Genomic DNA, 17,636 nt, shown 5'->3' with positions numbered 1-17,636 from the left:
GTACGACCAGCTCACGGCCGCGTCTTCGGCGGCCATGGCCGTGTCGCCGGGGTCCTGCCCGAGTGGTCCCGGGGGCAGCGTGACGGCGGTCCGCGTCCCCGGGCAGTTCCCCGGGGCGATGCGCGGGGGACACCCTCCGGCGTGGCCGGACGACCTGGCCGTGCCGGAGCAGGCCGAGAAGCGGGCTCTGTTGTGGTGCAAGGTGACCGATCCGGACTGGCGCCCCACCGAGGAGGCGGTCGCGGCGGCGGAGGACGTGCGGGTGATCCTGCCCGAGGGGCCGGGATATGACGGGCTGCGGGCCTGGCTCGCGGAACGTGGCGTCCCGTACCGGGTCAGCCGCTACTGGGAAGAGGCCGAAGAGATCGGCACGGTCAATGAGTTGGGCGGCCGTACGGATCTGGTCGCGGTCGGTCCGGGTGGCGCTGTCCCGGCCGCGGGTCCCTGGGCGGTGGCGGCCAGGGATGCCTTCGCCGCGCAGTGGGACGGTTTGGGGGAGTTGCCGGAGGACGACGGCGATGCGTACGTGCCCGTTGGGGAGTTGGTGCCCGCCGAGTGGGCCGCGCTGCTGCCGCATCCGTCGTTCAACCCGGCCCAGGCGGCTGCCGTTCCCGTCGTACGGGAGGGCACCGGGCATCTGGTGGTGGTGGCGCCCACCGGCGCGGGCAAGACCCCGATCGGCATGGTCGCGGCGCTGGACGCGCACGCCCGGGGCGAGAAGGCCGCCTGGCTGGTGCCGCAGCGCTCGCTCACCGACGAACTCGACCGGGAGCTCCAGCTGTGGCGGCGCCGGGGTCTGCGCGTGGTGCGGCTGACCGGGGAGGCCGCCGTGGACGCCGGGCTGATCCGGGCGGCCGATGTGTGGGTGGCGACGACGGAGAAGTTCGAGGCGATCTGCCGTGCGGGATCGTTGCGCGACGCGCTCGCCGAGGTGGGCTGTCTGGTCGTCGACGAGATCCATCTCCTCGGTGATCCGGTGCGTGGGGCCGTACTGGAGGCGCTGCTCGCGCGGGTGCGGGAGGACGGTGCGGGCGCGCGGATCGTCGGGCTGTCGGCGACGGTCGCCAACGCGGATGAGGTGGCCGAGTGGCTGGGCGCCCGCCTGGTCCGCACGGCCTGGCGGCCCACCCGGCTGACCTGGCAGTTGCCGGTCCTGCTGACGGCGGACGAGGCGGACTGGGCGGCGAGGGCCGCCGTACGCACCGAGGCCGCCGTACGGATCGCCCGCGGGGTCGGTGCGGACGGCGGCAGCGTGCTGGTGTTCTGCGGCAGCAAGCGCCGGGTGCGGGCGACCGCGCTGGCGCTGGCCGCCGACCGTGGTGCGGCGACCGTCGGCGTGGACGCGGACGACGCCGAACTCGTCGAGCGGCTGTGCACCAAGGCCGGGGTGCGGCTCCACTACCGGGACTGGCCCTACAAGCGGGAGGCCGAGCAGGCCTTCCGTACCCGTGAGGCGGACATCCTGGTTGCCACCTCCACCGTCGCCGCGGGCGTCAACCTCCCCGCCCGGGCCGTGATCGTCGCTGACACCACCATCGGCCTGGACCGCGTCGAGGTGTCCATGGTCCAGCAGATGTTCGGACGGGCCGGCCGCATCGGCGCCGGGGAGCGCGAGGGCTGGGCGTTCCTGCTCGCCGACCCGGGGGAGCGGGCGCACTGGCAGGCCCGGCTCGCCGCCGGATACACGGTGCGGTCACGGCTGGGCGACCACCTGCCCGACCACCTCCTCGCCGAGGCCGTCCAGGAACGGGTGTCCACGGTTGAGGAGGCGGAGCGGTGGTGGGCGGGGACGCTGGCCGCGCACCAGGGACACGCCGGTGTTGAACCCCTGCGTGAGGCGGCGGCGTTCCTCACGACGGCGGGCTGTCTGCGCGCCCCCGCCGGCGAGGACCGTTGGGAGACGAGCCCGCTGGGCAGGCTGACCAGCCGCTTCATGGTGGACGCCGCCCTTGCCGACGACCTGGCCACCGCAGTGCGAGAGGCCCCGGTACCTGAAGATGCCTTCACCGCCGAGCGGTCGCTGGCGGCCCTGCTCAGCACCCGCCTCCCGGTGCTGGAACAGGCACCGTTCACCGACCGGGCCCGCGCGGCGCTGCGCCGCGTCCTGCGCGAGGCGGAGCAGGAACAGGAGCAGCCGCAGGAGACCGACGAGCCTGCGTGGGACGAGCCGAAGCCGGTGCCCGGTGACCTCGCCCGCGCGGTCCTCCACCTCGTCGCCGACCGCCCCGGCCTCTTCCGCGGTCGTCCTGGCTACGTGCTGGGCATCCCCGTCGACTCCATGACCGGCATCCTGGAGGAGGCCCAGCGCTACCTGGCCTGGCTCGGCGCGCAGGGCCCGCTCGGCACGGTTCACCCGTGGGCGGCCGTCGTCGCCGGTGACCTGGCCCAGCGCATCCGGTGGCGCGCACTGGGGCCCGGCCGTGGGGCCGGACGGCTGTTGTGGATGTGCGAGCGGATGGCCACCGCCCCGCTCGCGCCCGATCTCGTTCCCCGGATGTGGCGCGCGGCCCGAGCCCGCGGCGTCGACGCCCCCGACTGGAGTGGGACGACACCGCCGAACGACTGCGCCTTGCCCCCGGACCGTTACCGCGCGCTGCTCGCGGAGCGTGCCACCGGGGTTCGCCTGGACCTGCGGGAGGACGACGGCGAGGTCCGGGTGGCGGCGCCGCCGGGAGCGGTGATCCGGCTGTGGAACGGGGCGACGACCACCCTGCACAGCGGCGACGGCGAGGCGACCACCCTGCTCCTGCCGCCCGACGACCCGTCGGACGACTCGGCCGGCAACAGTGGGGCGGCTGTCTTTACCAGCGGCGGTGACCGGCTGGGGACGGGGTGGCTCGGGGCGTACGCGGCGATCCGCCGCTGAGCCGACCGCAGGGCGGGTTCCTACGGCGGCCACCGCCCGGCAGGGAGCGTGAAACGGGCGCACGGTAGCACAAGTGGCATGGGCCGAGGAGCGGCTCACACGCACCGATCGGGGTGCGGCAGACTGGTGTGGATCGGCCGGTGCACGTCCGGCCGGACGTGCACCGGCCGAAACAGGGGAGAAGGGAAGCCCACGGTTCCGTGAGCGACGAGTTCGACGTCCCGGCCTCCGTCGACGAGGGCGCGTTCGGTATCGACGCGTTCTCCCTCGACGACCGGCTGCGGCTGTTCCACTTCGCCGCCGCCGAGAAGCGTCACGAGTACCTGTGGCTGCTGCGGGCCTTCGACCGCGGACGCGCCAACTACCAGGTACTGCTGCACGCCTCGGACGTGGTGGGGTTGCTGGAGCGGCTCGCCGCCGACCATCCCGCCGCGGGCGCCGTCGGCGGTACAACCGGCGTTCAGCCGTTGCTCGACGCGCTCGCGGAGTGGCAGGTCCTGGACCGGTCGTACGACGGGACGCGCGCCGCGAACCTCGCCGAGTACCGCAACCGCCACTACGTGTACCAGTTCACGCAGGCCGGGTACCGGGCGTACCGGGCCGTGGAGGACGTGCTCGGCGCGAGCCTGGAGGACGCCCAGCTCTCCCGCCTCGTCTTCCCCGACATCCTCGGCGACCTGCGAGCGCTGGCCGAGGCCAACACGGCCGGCGATGGCGAGGAGGTGTACCGCAAGCTCGGCCGTCTCGACTCGGTGCTGAACGAGATGGCGCAGCGTGCCGCCCGTTTCTACCTCATGCTGGGCGACCTGGCGCGCACCAACGACACCCGGCCCGAGGTGTTCCTCGCCCACAAGGACGCGCTCCTCGCGCACATGCGGGAGTTCACCGCCGAACTCGGCCGCTACGCCCCGCTGCTCGCCGAGGCGGTCGAGAAGGCCGCGGCCACCGGTGTGGACCGCATGATCGAGTACGCGGCCGAGGCCGACGAGCGGCTCTTCCGCAGCCCCGCCGAGCGCCTCGCGGACTGGCGGCACCGGTGGGACGGCATCGTCCACTGGTTCGCGGAGCGTGAGCACAGCGAGACCGAGCGGCTGCAGGACGCCACCGTCACCGCGATCCGCTCCGTCCTCGCCCTGCTGCGCCGGGTCACCGAGGCCCGCCGGGGCGGGGTGAGCCGGGAGAGCCAACTGCGCCATCTCGCCCAGTGGTTCACCTCCTGCGAGAGCGACGAGGACGCACACGCCCTCTTCCAGGCGGTCTTCGGGCTCGGCGCGCCCCGCCACATCGCCGTCCCGTACGCCGACCCCGAGCGGATCCCGTCCCGTACGTCCTGGTGGGAGGCCGAGCCGGTCGAACTCGCCCGCACCCTCGTCCAGTCCGGCCGCACCCCCGCCCTGCACGGCCCCGGCCGCATCGAACGCGACGACGAGCGGCGGGCCCTGCTCCGCGCCGAGCAGCTCAAGGAACAGGCCGAGCGCCGCGGTGCCGCGAACTCCCTCGCGTCGGACGGCGTGTACGGCCGGACGCTCGACGAGCCGGAGACGCGGGCCCTGCTCGCCCTGCTGGACGTGACGCTCGCCGCCCGTGTCCCCGCCAGCCGCCGTGTCACCGCCGCCTCCGGCTCTGCCCACGGGGTACGGCTCACACTCACCCCCGCCGAGGGCTTCACCACCGTCGACACGGTGCGCGGCCGTCTCCATCTCGACGGGCTGCGCCTGGAGGTCACCCCGTGAGCGAGGCCGTCGTATGAGCCGTGTTGCCGAGGGCGTCTCTCCGCTTGAACTCGCCGACTACCAGAAGGCGGTCCGGCTCGTACTGCGGCACCCCCTGGTCACGTCCGGGTACCCGGACAGGGCGGCGCTGGCGACCGTGCGCCGCTGGGCCGATCAGCTGCGCACCGACCTGATGGAGGTGCTCGGCTACCGGCTTGTCACCACCGCCGACACCGCCCGGCTCCAGCGCGCCCAGGACGGTCTGGACGCCACCCGTCCGGCCCTCACGCGCGCGGGCCGCCCCTTCGACCGCCGCCGCTACGCCTACCTCGTCCTCACTCTCGCGGCCCTGGGCCGCCACGGCGCGCAGGTGGCGCTGGGCGAACTGGCCGACGCGGTCGCCGCCGACGCCGTACGCATCGACGGGCTCGGCCTCGACACCGCCCGCAAACCCGACCGGGATGCCTTCGTCGACGCCGTCACCTGGCTCACCGAACGCGGCGCGCTCACTCTCGCCGACGGTTCCGCCACCGCCTGGGCAGGCGATCCCGAGCGTGCCGAGGCCCTGTACGACATCGACCGCGAGATCCTCCTCGCCGTCCACCACCCGACCCGCGTGCTCCAGCACCTGACCTCGGTCACCGCGCTCCTCGACTCCTCCGGCGCGCTGGGTCTGTCCGCGGGCCGCGCCGCCCAGCGCCGCGACCAGGCACGTCGGGCCCGCCGCCTCGTGCTGGAGAACCCGGTCGCGTACTACGCCGACGCCGACAGCGAACTCCTGGGCCAGCTGCGGGCCCCGGCCCTCGCCGAGGACCTGGAGCGGCTGACCGGGCTGACGGTGGAGCGGCGGGCGGAGGGCGTGGCGCTCATCGACACCTCCGGCAGGCTGTCCGACGTCCGTTTCCCCGGCGGCGGTACGGTCGCGCAGGCGGCGCTGTTGCTCGCCGCTCGGATCAGCGCCGCCGTGCAGCGTTCCGGACGGCACGCCCTCGAACTGCTGCCCGCACCCACGGCCGCCGAACGCCTCGCGGCCCGCGCCCGGCGGATCGACGGCGCGCTGCCGTCGCGTGGGACGGTCGCCGAACTCACCGAACTCGCCGAGCCCGATGAGGAGTCGGCGTACGAGACGGTCGTCGACGCGGATCACGAGCCGGGCGAGACCCGGTACCCCTTCGTCACGGACTCCTGGCTCCGGGGCAGGCTCAAGGAGATCATCGGCGAGTACGGCGCGGGCTTCGCCGCCGATCTGCGCGGCGACCCGGACCGGCTGCTCGACCAGGCTCTCGACCTGCTGGCCGCCATGTCGCTGATCGTTCGGGTCGACGGCGGGGCCCTCGCGCTGCCTCTGCTTGCCCGCTACCGAGGGGTCACCGCCCGGGTGAAGACCCGTACGGCCCCCCAACCACCCGCCCAGACCGCCCTGTTCGACGACGAAACCGCCAAGGACCCGACTCCGTGAGCACTCCCACTCTCACACCGGCAGCCCGCTACGTCCCCACCCGTGCCGGGATCATCAACCTGTGGGACTACAGGGACGAGGAGTTCTCCTTCGCGGGCGGCTGGCTGGTGCTGCGCGGTCCCAACGGGTCCGGCAAGACCAAGGCGCTGGAGGTGCTGTTCCCGTTCGTCCTCGACGGGCGCATCGACCCCAAGCGGCTCAACCCGTTCGCCGCCGAGGACCGCACGATGAAGTCCAACCTGCTCTTCCGCGGGCAGGACAGCGCGCTCGGCTACGTCTGGATCGAGTTCACCCACCGCGAGACCGGCGAGGCCGTCACCTGCGGCATCGGGCTGCACGCCCAGCGGCACCGCGACACACCCGCCCGGTGGCACTTCGTCGCAGAGGGCCGCGTCGGCGAGGACTTCTCCCTCCTCACCGACGACGACCGGCCGATGACGAGGAAGCAGCTCGCCGCCGAGCTGAGACGCGAGCTGATCGCCTCCACGGCCGACTACCGTGCCGCCGTCGACCAACGCCTGTTCGGCCTCGGCCGGGAGCGGTATGAGCAGCTGCTCACCCTGATCCTCACGTTGCGCCGCCCGCAGCTGGCCAAGAACCTCGACCCGGCCAAGCTCTCCGACACCCTCACCGCGGGCCTGCGCCCGCTCGACGACGACCTGATCGCCGAGGCGGCCCGCTCCTTCGACGACATGGAGTCCGTGCAGCGCACGCTGGAGGGGCTGGCCGCCGCCGACGACGCCACCCGGGCCTTCCTCGCGAGCTACTCCACCTATCTGCGGGTCCACGCCCGCGCCGCCGCGGACCGGCTCACCGCCCGCCGCGCCGAGACCGCCGAGCGCGCCGCCACCCTGCGCACCGCCGCAGCGGACCTGGCGGCGGCCCGCGAGCAGCAGGCCGCCGCCGAGACGCGCGCCGAGTCGGCCGACGCCTCGCTCGCCGCCCAGCGCGCCCGCCTGGACCAGCTGCGTTCCTCCGCCGCCTACCAGGCCGTCGAGCAACTGGCCGACCTGGAACGGCTGGTGCGTACCTGCGAGCAGACCGCCCGGCAGGCGACCGCCGAGCGTGAGCGCCGTACGGCGGCCACCGGCCGCGCCCGAGCCGAGGCCGAACACGCCGCCCGGATCGCCGCCGAACTCGACGCCGCCGTCTCCCGCGATGCCGCTACCGTCGCCGACCACGCCCACACCGCCGGACTCCCCTGGACCCCGGCCGACGCCGAGCCCGCCCGGCTCGCCGACCGCTCCGCCGCGCTCGCCGCGGCCCGCCACGAGGGCGTCCGGGCCGTGCGCGCCGCCCAGCAGGCGGCACGCGGCGCCGAGCAGACCCGTGACCTCGCCCGGGGCTCGCTCGACCGTGCGCAGGAGGCCGTCGCCGCGGCCGAGACCGCCGAAGCCGTTGCCGAGGCGGCCCTCGAATCCGCCCGTGAAGAGGCCCGCACAGTGCTCGGCCGGTGGACGGAAGCACACGGCACGCTCCTGGCCGAGGAGGGTGCCCGCCGACTCGCCGAAGCCCTCGAACTCACCGGCGAGGCCGACGCGGTCACGATCGCCGACGCCTTCACCGATGCCACCGCTCCCGCCGTACAGGAACTGCGCGACGCCCTCGCCGCCCTGCGCGCCCGGCGCACGGATGTCGAGCGCCGCCGCGCCGAGACGGAAGCCGAACGCGACCGGATCGCCGCCGAGTACGACGACGCCCCGCCCTCGGCCCGTGGCCGAACCGCCGAGAGAGCGTCCGGTGACGGCGTGCCCCTGTGGCAGCTCGTTGCTTTCGACAGCGAACTGACTGACCGTCAATGTGCGGATCTGGAAGCGGCGTTGGAGGCATCCGGCCTTCTCGACGCCCTGGTCACCGCCGAGGACATCCCCGTGGCGGCCGGCCACAGCGAGGGCTACCTCCGGGCCGATGCCCCGGTGAACGGCCCGAGCCTCGCCGACCTCCTGCGACCCGAGGCCCCCGAGGGCGACGCCGCGATCCCGGCCGCCCGCATCACCGCCGTACTGCGCTCCGTCGCCGTCACCGGTGACCTCGACACCGGCACCCCGCAGATCAGCCCCGACGGCCGGTACGCGGCCGGTGTCCTGGTCGGTGCCCACACCAAGGAGCACGCCGAGTACGTCGGCGCCACCGCCCGCGCCCGTCGGCGCGCCGCCCGGATCGCCGCCTGCGAGGCGCTGCTGGCCGAACTGGCCGCCGAACTCGACGAGTTGGGGCGCGAACAGTCCCGTACGGACGCCGCTCTCGACGCGTACGCCGCCGCCCGCGCCGCGCTGCCCCGCACCACCGGCATCACGCAGGCCCTGCGCGAACTCGACCGGGCCGCGGCGCGGCTGCGCGCCACCCGTGACGCCGCCGACGCAGCCCAGGGCTCGTACGACGAGTCGGTGGCCGCCTGTTCGGTCGCCGAGCGCGCCCTGCGCCGTACCGCGGCCGAGTACGGCATCGAGACCGAGCGAGTCGACGCCGTGGAGACCGCCACCCGCGCGTTCGAGGCGGCGGTCCGCGAACTCGCCGCCCGCCGTCGCGAACACGCCCGCCAGACCGAGGCCGCCCAGGCGGGCGCCGACCGGCTCACCGCCGCCGCCGAGGACGAGGAGGCGGCGGCGGACACCGAGCGTGCGGCGCGCCGCCGGCACACCGAGGAGGCCGCGGGGCTGGAGGCCCTCCAGGATGCCGTCGGGGCCGAGGCGCAGGAGATGATGCGGCAGGTGCAGGAGGCCGAGGACGGGATCGACGCCCTGGTCCGGGAGGCCGAGGCGGCCCGCACGGCCCAGCACGCCGCGATCGCGGGCACCGCCGCTGGAGAGGCCCGCCGTACGGCCGCCTCCGAGGCCGCCGCGGTCGCCGCGGCGGAGGAGAAGGACACCGCCCGTGGTCTGCGCCCGTACGCCGCCCGCGAACTCCTCGACATCCTGCGCTGCCCGCCCGGCCTCGCCTGGCCCGCCCAGGAGGCCGACTGGGCCGGCGAGGCACTCCCGCCGGCCGTGGCCGCCGTACACGAGGCGATCCTGGCCGCGACCCGCGAACTCACCCCCACCGAGACCAGCCTCAAGCAGTCCGTCACCCGGCTCACCAGGGCCCTGGACGACCTGCAGGCCCAGCTCGCCGCCGCCGGACAGGACTACCGGCCCGAATGGGACGGCTTCGACGGGATCATCGTCGTACGCGTGGCCGACGAGGAGGGTCCGCTGCCCGTCGCCGCCTTCGCCCAGAAAATCTCCTCCCACCGCCGTGACCAGGCCGAACTGCTCTCCGAGTCCGAGCGGCGCATCCTGGAGGACGCCCTGCTCACTCGGCTCGCCCAGCAGATCCACGACCGCACCGTCGACGCCCGCGACCTGATCAGGCGGATGAACTCCGACATGCGTCAGCGCACCATGTCCTCGGGGACGACGGTCGGGGTGAGCTGGCTGCTCGCCGACCACCTCGACGACGAACAGCGTGCCGTCTGCGCCCTCCTCGACGCCGACGCCGCCCGCCTCGGCCCCGACGGGCTCACCCGGGTGCGCACCCACTTTGCCGCGCAGATCAAGACCGCCCGCGCCCGCCACCGTGACCAGCCCTACCGCGAACTGCTCGCCGAGGTCCTCGACTACCGGCGCTGGCGGCAGTTCGCGTTCCAGCTCGTACGCCCCGACAAGAGCGAGGAGAGGCTCACCCGCGCCCGGCACAGCCGGCTGTCGGGCGGTGAGCAGTCTGTGTCACTGCACCTGCCGCTGTTCGCTGCCGCGCACGCCATGCTCAACTCCGCCGACCCGCACGCCCCCCGCCTGCTCGCCCTCGACGAGGCCTTCGCGGGCGTGGACGACACCGGGCGCGGCGAACTCATGTCGCTGGCTGCGCAGTTCGACCTCGACCTGTTCATGACCGGCTACGACCTGTGGGCCGCCCACGCCTCCGTGTCCGCCGCCGCCCACTACGACCTCGCGCACACCGCCGTCGACCACACCGTCTCCGCCCTGCTGCTCGTCTGGGACGGTGCTCGGCTCCTCGCCGACGACACCGGCGATCTCACCACCGCCCTCGGCTCGCCCGGTACCCGGCGCGTTCCGGCGCCCGAGGAGGCCACGGTTGTCGACTGAGCAGCGTGAAGGCCACGGGTACGACGAGTTGCGGGACGAAGGATGGAGGCGGCTGCTCGCCGCCGCCCGCCGTAGGCTGGAGCGCACCGGAGGCGCCCTCGACGGCGACATCGGGCTCGCGGCGCCCAGCGAGGCCGAGCGCCGCACCGTCATCGGGATCACCGGCCGCTACCGGCCCGAGACCGCCAAGCGCCTCGCTGTACCCCTGAGTGATCTGGACGGGTATCTGTACGGCCGCTACGGCACCGGTCTCCTCCAGACCCTCGGCCGTCTCCACGGGCCGCTGCGTGACCGGCCCGCCGAACGGGCCGAAGAGGAAGCACGCCGCGACGACGCCCTGAAGTCGGCCCACTCCAGTCGGCTCGCCGGGCAGGGATGGTTCGCCGCCTGGCTGGACCGGATCGCCGCCGACGGCACGCTCACCCGTCTCGTACGCCGGGGAGACGCGCCGCTCCTCGACTCGGCGGTACGTGTCCTGGAAAGGCTGACCGGTGACGGGGACCGCTCCGCGGGCTCCCCGAAGCGGGTCCCTGGCGTCCTGCCGCTTCCGGTCCTCGCCGAGTGGGCCACCGGCGACACCAAAGCCCTCGTGCCCGGCGCCCCGCTGGAACAGCTCGTCCTGCGGGCCCTCGCCCGGCGCACCGGCGGCGGCTCGGAGGTACCGCCCGACCGGGCCGGGCGGCGCGCCCTGTGGGAGAGCGCCGGCGCCATCGCGGACGACCTCGCCAGCCAGGTACTCGTCCTCAACATCGGCGCCAGCGGCGACACCGTCGTCTGCGACTGGCTGCGTGACGCCGCCGGCTTCGGCATACCCTTCCGGCTCACCCTCCACCAGCTCGCCACCGACCCCGTCGTCCCCGCCGCCCGCACCATCTTCGTCTGCGAGAACCCGGCCGTCCTGCGCGCCGCGGCCGGCGAACTGCAGGACACCGGCGCCGCCCTGGTCTGCACCGAGGGCGTCCCGTCCGCCGCCTGCCACAAACTGCTCGGCGACGCCGTACGCGCGGGAGCCCGGCTGCACTGGCGCGCCGACTTCGACTGGGTCGGCCTGCGTATCACCGCGGACGCCGTGGCCCGCCACGCCGCCCACCCCTGGCGGATGACCGCCACCGACTACAGGGCGGCACTCGGCAAGGGCGAGTCCACGCCGCTCGCGGGACCCCCTGCGGCCAGCCCCTGGGATCCCGCGCTGGCCCTCGTGATGGAGGAATCGGGCAGCGCGGTCATGGAGGAACGCCTCCTGTCCGTACTCCTGTCCGACCTCACCGGTGCCTGACTTGGGTGTGGAACCGCTCAGCAGTGATGTCGACGATCACGTCCTCGCCGAGCGGCTGCCGGGCGCGTCTTCTCAGCGGGTGCCGGTCTCCGGGTCCGGCAGGGGGAGTTCGTCGAGATCGAGGGTGAAGGTGCGGCCGTCGGCGAGGGGGATGGGGAGTTTGCCCGTGCCGTACGCGCGCTTGAGCGCGGTGCTGTAGCCGCTCGCCGTGGGCTCGGTGTGCAGGACGACCTCCCGGGCGTAGGGGTCCACGACCAGGTAGACGGGGATGCCGTAACGGCCGTACTTCGCGGTGCAGTCGTCGTAGTCCTTGCGGGCTGAGGAGGTCGAGACGACCTCGGAGATCAGCAGGACGTCCGCGAAGCCGTACCGCTTGCCCTCCTTGCGCGCGTCCTCGCGCAGGATGGCCAGGTCGGGGGCCGAGTTCTCGTCGGCCGGGAAGTCGATGTAGACGTCAGAGGTGACCTTCGCATGACGGCCGAGGGCGAGAGAGTCGATCTGCATCGACTTGATCGTGCTGGAGTGCTCTTCGCTCTGCGGGGTCATGATGATCTTTCCGTCGGCGCCGAAGAACACCACGTATCCTGCGGGGAACTCGGTGTGCGTGATCGCGTCGACACTCATGGACGGTGCTCCTTCCCGTGTGCCGTCATGATACGGCGGGCAGAGCCGTCCCATGGGGGACATCCGTGGCCTGTGCGCACACCGCAGGGGAGAACCCGTCCGTCGTACGACTGGGTGTTGTGAGACTGGGCGTGCGCTGCGCGTAAGTGACTGGCGCGGGCCGCCCACCAGGCACGATCAGATCATGCACCGGTCACTACCTGAGGTAGACCGCATCCCGGGCATCAAGATCACGATCTACGGCTGGAGTGGTCGGTGGCGGTGGCCTTGGTGTCCAGTGGATTGGGCCTTGTCCGAGTCCGACAACTCACCGATTCGAGACCCGTCGCTTCGGGAGCGCCCGATCCGGTGGCCGCTCGGTGGCCGGACGCCTTTGGACGGGACAGTACGGGGTAGCAGGGGGCAACCTGCCGTAAGCGCTCTGATCAGGCACGACATCACTCGGCGGCATCACGCGGTATCCGGCAACACGATCCCTCACGGTCTCGTAATGCGTAGGTCTCGGGTTCGAATCCCGAAGGCGGCTCTGTAGTGAACCCCAGGTCAGGCCTCTGACCTGGGGTTTCTTGTTTTGGATGACCTTGGAATCCTAGCTAATCGGACATGTGTGGTCCACGCATCGCAATGCGTAGGTCTGAGGTGTGTTTTCTGTAGCGAGATCTGGGTTCTGAGTCTCTGAGCTGTGCATTTGCGGTATCGATGGCTATGGCTGACGTGTGATCAGGAGCCAGGTGCGGCCATTGTGCGGCCATGAGTGCAGGGACAGAGCTGGGGCGGCCGTCGGAGTGGCGTTGCGGGGGGCTGACTGCTGACCGATTCGTTGTACGGATCCGACAGCTGGCAGCGGCTGAACCTTACCGATCTGCTTTCACGGTCGCGCCAGTTCGTACCCGCTGGAGCAGATGTACGGCGACCGCCGCCCCCGCGGCTACGTCCTCCACGCCGAGCAGGACCGCTACATCCACGCCACCCGCGACAAGCGGGCGCGGGCTGCCCCGGTGGCGATGCTGTACGAGCAAGCAATCCCGCGATCAGCCAGGCCGTCGCCCCGCGCCTTCGCCGCGTTCGAGGAGCAGACGACGACCTCAGTCGGTGCCTCCGAGCGCGAGGAGAAGTCCTCCGACCTCCTCGACTCCTGTGTGTGGGCGCACAACGATCTGTTCCTCGACACCTCGGTGTCAGGGGTACCGTCCCGTCCGGCGGCCGCCTTCACGGCCGGCCGTAGGTGATGAGGGAGGGGAGCGGTTGTGAACCCATCTGCCTGTTCAGGCAGTGACAGCGGCGACCCAGTCGGCAGCTCTCACGAGGGTCGGCCCGGTGACCTCGTCGGCGCCGGAGACGTACGCCGCCCAGCGAAGTTCGTCGCACGCGAAGAAGGATTCACCCCAGGTGTCCACCCAGACGCGTGCTGTGTTGCTGCCGGACTGCGTCAGGTCCCACCATGCCCAGCCCCGAAATTCGGATTCGGGATCGAACTGGTACAGCCATTCCTGCAGATCCCACGGCCTTCGACCGAGCGCGGCGGCATAGGGCTCCGTGCCCCGACTCACGAACTCGGGGACCGGCGCCGAGGCTCCTCGGGCGGCGGCGACGAACCAGCCGGGGAGCGTGTCGACCGGGAGATCGCCTCCGTCGAACGGTTGGGAGACCGCCAGATGGAGAGCCGGGGTCAGCACGGACCGCAGTCTTTCCTCGAACTCTGCGACCGAACCGCTCATCCGTACGTCGAAGGTGCACAGGACGGGAGGTGCTTCTTCCGCTGACGGCCGGTGCGACAGTCGGTGTCTCTCCTGCTCGATGTCCTCGATTTCGTGAAACATTTCAGTGGTGCCTCATCAGCCTTCTTTGACTACCCTGCCCGGGTACTTTGCCACTTCTTCCCTGAACTCGTTGAGCATGCCGCTCGGGATCCCGTAGAGGTCATCTCCCATGGTCGGGTCCGAGATCTCGGGACAGATCTTCTTGAGCTTCCTCCACTCCTCCTTGGTGAACCCGAGCCCATCCGGCTGCTCCTGAGGTATCGCGGTTCTTCTGATCTTTTCCCTGAATTCAGCCGAAACCTGGAACTCCACGATCTGTCCGCCCTCGCCACGGAACCGAACCGTGTGGCCGGGGTCTGTCAAACGAGCGGTGTAACTGGGGTTGTTGGAGTTACTGACGGGCTGCCGAGAGGCGGCCGTCGAAGGTGATGTCGAAGGCGTTGAGTGCGGTCTTCCAGCGCATGGTCCAGCGGGCTTGTCCCTTGCCGGTGGGGTCCAGGGACGTGATGGCCATGTAGACGCACTTCAATGCGGCCTGCTCGGTGGGGAAATGTCCGCGGGCTTTGACCGCCCGCCGGATCCTGGCGTTGACGGACTCGATCGCGTTGGTGGTGCAGACGATGCGCCGGATCTCGGTGTCGAAGCGGAGGAACGGGGTGAACTCCTCCCACGCGTTCTCCCAGAGCCGCACGATCGCCGGATACTTCCGGCCCCAGGCATCGGCGAACTCGGCGAACCGCTCGAGTGCGGCCTCCTCGGTCGCCGCGGTGTAGACGGGCTTGAGGACGCGGGCGATCTTGTCCCAGTCCTGGCGGGCGGCATAACGGAATGAGTTCCGCAGCAGGTGCACCACGCAGGTCTGGACCGTGGTGCGGGGCCAGACGGCCTCGACCGCGTCAGGCAGGCCCTTGAGCCCGTCGCAGACCAGCATGAGGACGTCGTTCACACCGCGATTCTTGATCTCGGTGAGGATGTGCATCCAGTGCTTGGCGCCCTCGCCGCCGTCGCCCGCCCACAGCCCGAGGATGTCCCGCCGACCCTCGACAGTGACCGCCAGGGCCACGTAAATGGGCCTGTTGGCAACCGCCCCGTCACGGATCTTCACGTGGATGGCGTCAATGAAGATCACGGGATAGACGGCGTCGAGGGGCCGGTTCTGCCATTCGGCCATCCCGTCGAGAACCTTGTCGGTGATCGTTGAGATCGTCTGCCGGGACACCTCGGCCCCATAGACTTCGGCCAGGTGGGCCTGGACCTCACCGGTCGTCAGGCCCTTCGCCGCGAGCGAGATGACCATCTCGTCCACGCCGGACAGACGCTTCTGCCGCTTCTTGACGATCTTCGGCTCGAAGCTGCCTTCCCGGTCGCGGGGCACGGCTATCTCCACCGGGCCGACATCGGTCAACACGGTCTTGGCCCGGGTGCCGTTCCGTGAGTTGCCGCCGTTCTTCCCGGCCGGATCGTGTTTGTCATAGCCGAGATGGTCGGTGATCTCACCCTCGAGAGCGGACTCCAGGAGCCGCTTGGTCAGCTGCTGGAGCAGCCCGCCCTCGCCGGTCAGCTGAAGGCCCTCGGCCTGAGCCCGGCCCACCAGCTCGTCAATCAGTCGGTTGTCCACAGACTTCGCCGGCGCCTCAGACGGCTCGACGGCCTCGGGCTCAGTCACGTTGTTGCTGGTCATCGATGCATCTTCCATGATCGGGAGTTACACCGAACGTTTTACAGTCCCACTCGCGGGTAAGACTCCGGTCCTCGTTCACAACGCATGCCCCGAGTATGAGAACCCGGGACATCATGATCCGACGGGTGGTCCGAACCCGTATGTTCCGAAGAAGGCGGTGTTGCCGGGTGACGCTGGGGAGCAATTCGCCGACAGCGTCCTTGTCGACGGCACCAGGTGGACCAAGGTCGGTGCCGGCAAGAGTGCCCAGTACTACCGTTACTTCGATGACGGCAACGGCAAGTGGCACTGGAGTGGCAGTACCAGCGGTATGACGAAGTCAGGTACTCCGGTTCCGATTCCTATGAGTCGTGTTCCCATTGAGGTCAAGAGAGGCTAGATATGAGGTTCTTGACCGACGACGGTCGATTCGGATTTCTTGTCGCCCCGTTGAAGGGCCGCGGTATGTTCCGGTTCCAGCTCATCATCGACAGTCAATTGATCGGTGACACCGAACCGTGCATTCTGGGCACAGCCATGGCCAGGCTGGGAGACCTGACGCATCTGGACGACGATCGGCTTGATCTCTTGTTCTCGGACAGGGATGCCGTACTCTCGGCGTTGCTGACTGAGGAGCAGCTCCACGACCGCACAACCCTGTCTATCGCCGAGTCGTTGGATGACTGGTTGATTCACGGATATGTATACAAGGGGAACGTAGTTGTGGTGGCGCGAGGCGACGAGGATGGATCGTTGATGGGCCCTACGCTGGTCGCCGTCATGGCATCTGCCGAGTACGATCCGATCGTCGAGGCGGCTCGCAGTTATTGGTCGAGTGTCAATAGTTCCTCCATTTCGTGATTTGCTGATTGCGAGGGAAGGGATTCACCGCCAGATTACTGGGGGCGGGTGGAATCTCCTGTCGAGCGATCCGGCAGCCTGGTCCCATCGAGATGGGGTCTCCATTCGGGCTGCATGATTTTCCAAGCGCACCTCTGAAGCCCCATCAGCCACGGCTGATGGGGCTTCAGAGGTGTCTGACGGCAGTAGTTGACGGCAACGTGAGGGCTCCAAGTGGAGATTCGGTTGCATGGCTCAGGAGTGACGTGCGAACCCGCCATAGGGACCGGTTCGGCGACTCCTGGCCCTGGGCGAAGGGAGAGGCGTGACGGTGAAGGTCCTGCGCGGGGACTCGACCGGGGAGCTGGAGCTCTCCGGAACCCGCTCCGAACTGCTGGCCCTCGGGCGGGAGTTGCGGAAGGGGTACGGGGAGATTCCGCTGGAGAAGGTTTCCGATCCCTTCCCGTGCAGCAGGTCGTTGTCATGGATGAGTGTCCGGCGAGCGAGCGGGAAGATCCTGACCTCGTCGTCCGGCGACAGCGAATCCCTCGATGTGCGAGGCGGACCGGAGGCTCTGTCTCTCCTCGCCGACAACATCGAGGGCTTCGCATCGGAGGCGGACGTGGACGACCACCTTCACGTGGACTACTACCCGGACCACGACTATCTGGCTGAGGGGTCGGGGTCGATGGTCGTCGCCATCGCGAAGTAGAGGGGTCAGGGTTCGTGTGATCTTGTGACCGGCAAGGGCGCATCAGCCCTCAGTGTGATCTCTCGTTGTATGTAGTGTGCGGAAATGACAAGAAGCGAGCGGCTCGCGGAGCAGTTGGACTGGTATTGGCGCAAGAACCTGCGGCCTCGGCTGGAGGGTCTTACCGATGAGGAGTACTTCTGGGAGCCGGTGCGTGGCTGCTGGAGCGTCCGCCCGCGTGGCACGTCGGCCGCACCGATGTCGGAAGGTTCGGGGGAATGGACGATGGACTCCGCGTCCCCTGACAAGGTGCCGGAGCCCGCGCCGGTGACCACGATTGCCTGGCGGCTGGCGCACATCATCGTCTCTTGCCTTGGCTATCGGGTCGGATGGTATTTCGGCGGGCAGGACGTCGACTCCGAGACATTCGCCTACGCGGGGACCGCGGACGAGGCGCTGAAACAGCTCGATGAGATGTACGGGAGATGGAACGCGGGGGTCCGGGAGCTCTCGGACGCCGACCTGGAGAATCAACCCACGGTGGGCCCCGAGCGGTTGTTTCCCATGGAGAACAGGGTCCTGCACGTCAACAGGGAGCTGATCCATCACGGCGCCGAGATTTCCCTGCTGCGCGACCTCTACCGCTGACAGGACGGGGCCGTG

General features: G+C 70.7%; 13 protein-coding genes. 9 read left to right on the top strand and 4 right to left on the bottom strand.

Annotated features, from left to right (window positions below; genetic code table 11):
- Nucleotides 1–79 precede the first annotated feature (79 nt).
- From OG241_RS24725 to OG241_RS24705, 5 genes are all read left to right on the top strand, one after another.
- Nucleotides 80–2,866 (top strand): DEAD/DEAH box helicase, encoded by a 2,787-nt coding sequence (locus OG241_RS24725; protein ID WP_405817970.1) that lies wholly within the window; start codon nucleotides 80–82, stop codon nucleotides 2,864–2,866.
- A 200-nt stretch (nucleotides 2,867–3,066) separates the two neighbouring features.
- On the top strand, nucleotides 3,067–4,599 hold the full coding sequence (locus tag OG241_RS24720; RefSeq protein ID WP_405817968.1) for a TIGR02677 family protein: 1,533 nt from the start codon (nucleotides 3,067–3,069) through the stop codon (nucleotides 4,597–4,599).
- Between the two features lie 13 nt (nucleotides 4,600–4,612).
- Nucleotides 4,613–6,037 (top strand): TIGR02678 family protein, encoded by a 1,425-nt coding sequence (locus OG241_RS24715; protein ID WP_405817966.1) that lies wholly within the window; start codon nucleotides 4,613–4,615, stop codon nucleotides 6,035–6,037.
- The gene (locus tag OG241_RS24710) at nucleotides 6,034–10,122 is read left to right on the top strand and encodes a TIGR02680 family protein (protein ID WP_405817964.1); all 4,089 of its coding nucleotides are present in this window, start codon (nucleotides 6,034–6,036) and stop codon (nucleotides 10,120–10,122) included. The genes OG241_RS24715 and OG241_RS24710 overlap by 4 nt, the downstream gene beginning before the upstream one ends.
- On the top strand, nucleotides 10,112–11,398 hold the full coding sequence (locus OG241_RS24705; protein ID WP_405817962.1) for a TIGR02679 family protein: 1,287 nt from the start codon (nucleotides 10,112–10,114) through the stop codon (nucleotides 11,396–11,398). The genes OG241_RS24710 and OG241_RS24705 overlap by 11 nt, the downstream gene beginning before the upstream one ends.
- A 72-nt stretch (nucleotides 11,399–11,470) precedes the next feature.
- Here the strand turns inward: OG241_RS24705 and OG241_RS24700 are convergent, their stop codons facing one another.
- Nucleotides 11,471–12,022, bottom strand: coding sequence for a Uma2 family endonuclease (locus OG241_RS24700; protein WP_405817960.1), 552 nt, complete (start codon nucleotides 12,020–12,022; stop codon nucleotides 11,471–11,473).
- 902 nt (nucleotides 12,023–12,924) lie between these two features.
- Between OG241_RS24700 and OG241_RS24695 the strand changes: the two genes are divergently transcribed.
- Complete coding sequence (locus OG241_RS24695; RefSeq protein WP_405817958.1) at nucleotides 12,925–13,251, top strand: hypothetical protein; 327 nt, start codon at nucleotides 12,925–12,927, stop codon at nucleotides 13,249–13,251.
- A 36-nt stretch (nucleotides 13,252–13,287) separates the two neighbouring features.
- Here OG241_RS24695 and OG241_RS24690 read toward each other — a convergent pair whose 3' ends face one another.
- From OG241_RS24690 to OG241_RS24680, 3 genes are read right to left on the bottom strand one after another with little or no spacing between them, the layout of a single operon-like run.
- A complete protein-coding gene (locus tag OG241_RS24690) occupies nucleotides 13,288–13,842 on the bottom strand; it encodes a hypothetical protein (protein ID WP_405817956.1) in 555 nt (184 codons plus the stop codon).
- A 15-nt stretch (nucleotides 13,843–13,857) separates the two neighbouring features.
- Nucleotides 13,858–14,145 (bottom strand): hypothetical protein, encoded by a 288-nt coding sequence (locus OG241_RS24685; RefSeq protein ID WP_405817954.1) that lies wholly within the window; start codon nucleotides 14,143–14,145, stop codon nucleotides 13,858–13,860.
- A 28-nt stretch (nucleotides 14,146–14,173) separates the two neighbouring features.
- Nucleotides 14,174–15,463, bottom strand: coding sequence for an IS256 family transposase (locus tag OG241_RS24680; RefSeq protein ID WP_405812607.1), 1,290 nt, complete (start codon nucleotides 15,461–15,463; stop codon nucleotides 14,174–14,176).
- A gap of 390 nt (nucleotides 15,464–15,853) precedes the next feature.
- Between OG241_RS24680 and OG241_RS24675 the strand changes: the two genes are divergently transcribed.
- The 3 genes from OG241_RS24675 to OG241_RS24665 all read left to right on the top strand — a co-directional run bounded on the left by OG241_RS24675 (nucleotide 15,854) and on the right by OG241_RS24665 (nucleotide 17,621).
- The gene (locus OG241_RS24675) at nucleotides 15,854–16,303 is read left to right on the top strand and encodes a hypothetical protein (RefSeq protein WP_405817952.1); all 450 of its coding nucleotides are present in this window, start codon (nucleotides 15,854–15,856) and stop codon (nucleotides 16,301–16,303) included.
- Between the two features lie 304 nt (nucleotides 16,304–16,607).
- Entirely contained in the window at nucleotides 16,608–16,994 is a 387-nt protein-coding gene (locus OG241_RS24670) for a hypothetical protein (RefSeq protein WP_405817950.1), read from the top strand.
- 84 nt (nucleotides 16,995–17,078) lie between these two features.
- Nucleotides 17,079–17,621, top strand: a complete 543-nt coding sequence (locus OG241_RS24665; protein ID WP_405817948.1) for a DinB family protein — start codon at nucleotides 17,079–17,081, stop codon at nucleotides 17,619–17,621.
- The last annotated feature ends 15 nt before the right edge of the window (nucleotides 17,622–17,636 follow it).

Origin of the sequence: Streptomyces sp. NBC_01390 (genome assembly GCF_045040105.1) — a bacterium.
In the GTDB taxonomy this organism is placed as follows: domain Bacteria; phylum Actinomycetota; class Actinomycetes; order Streptomycetales; family Streptomycetaceae; genus Streptomyces.
This window is presented reverse-complemented; position numbering and strand designations above follow the sequence as displayed.

What these genes read in the sequence shown, in the direction of transcription:
- OG241_RS24715 (WP_405817966.1), top strand. Translation starts at nt 4,613, where the DNA reads ATGAGCCGTGTTGCCGAGGGCGTCTCTCCGCTTGAACTCGCCGACTAC.
- OG241_RS24700 (WP_405817960.1), bottom strand. Translation starts at nt 12,022, where the DNA reads ATGAGTGTCGACGCGATCACGCACACCGAGTTCCCCGCAGGATACGTG.
- OG241_RS24695 (WP_405817958.1), top strand. Translation starts at nt 12,925, where the DNA reads ATGTACGGCGACCGCCGCCCCCGCGGCTACGTCCTCCACGCCGAGCAG.
- OG241_RS24690 (WP_405817956.1), bottom strand. Translation starts at nt 13,842, where the DNA reads ATGTTTCACGAAATCGAGGACATCGAGCAGGAGAGACACCGACTGTCG.
- OG241_RS24680 (WP_405812607.1), bottom strand. Translation starts at nt 15,463, where the DNA reads ATGACCAGCAACAACGTGACTGAGCCCGAGGCCGTCGAGCCGTCTGAG.
- OG241_RS24665 (WP_405817948.1), top strand. Translation starts at nt 17,079, where the DNA reads ATGACAAGAAGCGAGCGGCTCGCGGAGCAGTTGGACTGGTATTGGCGC.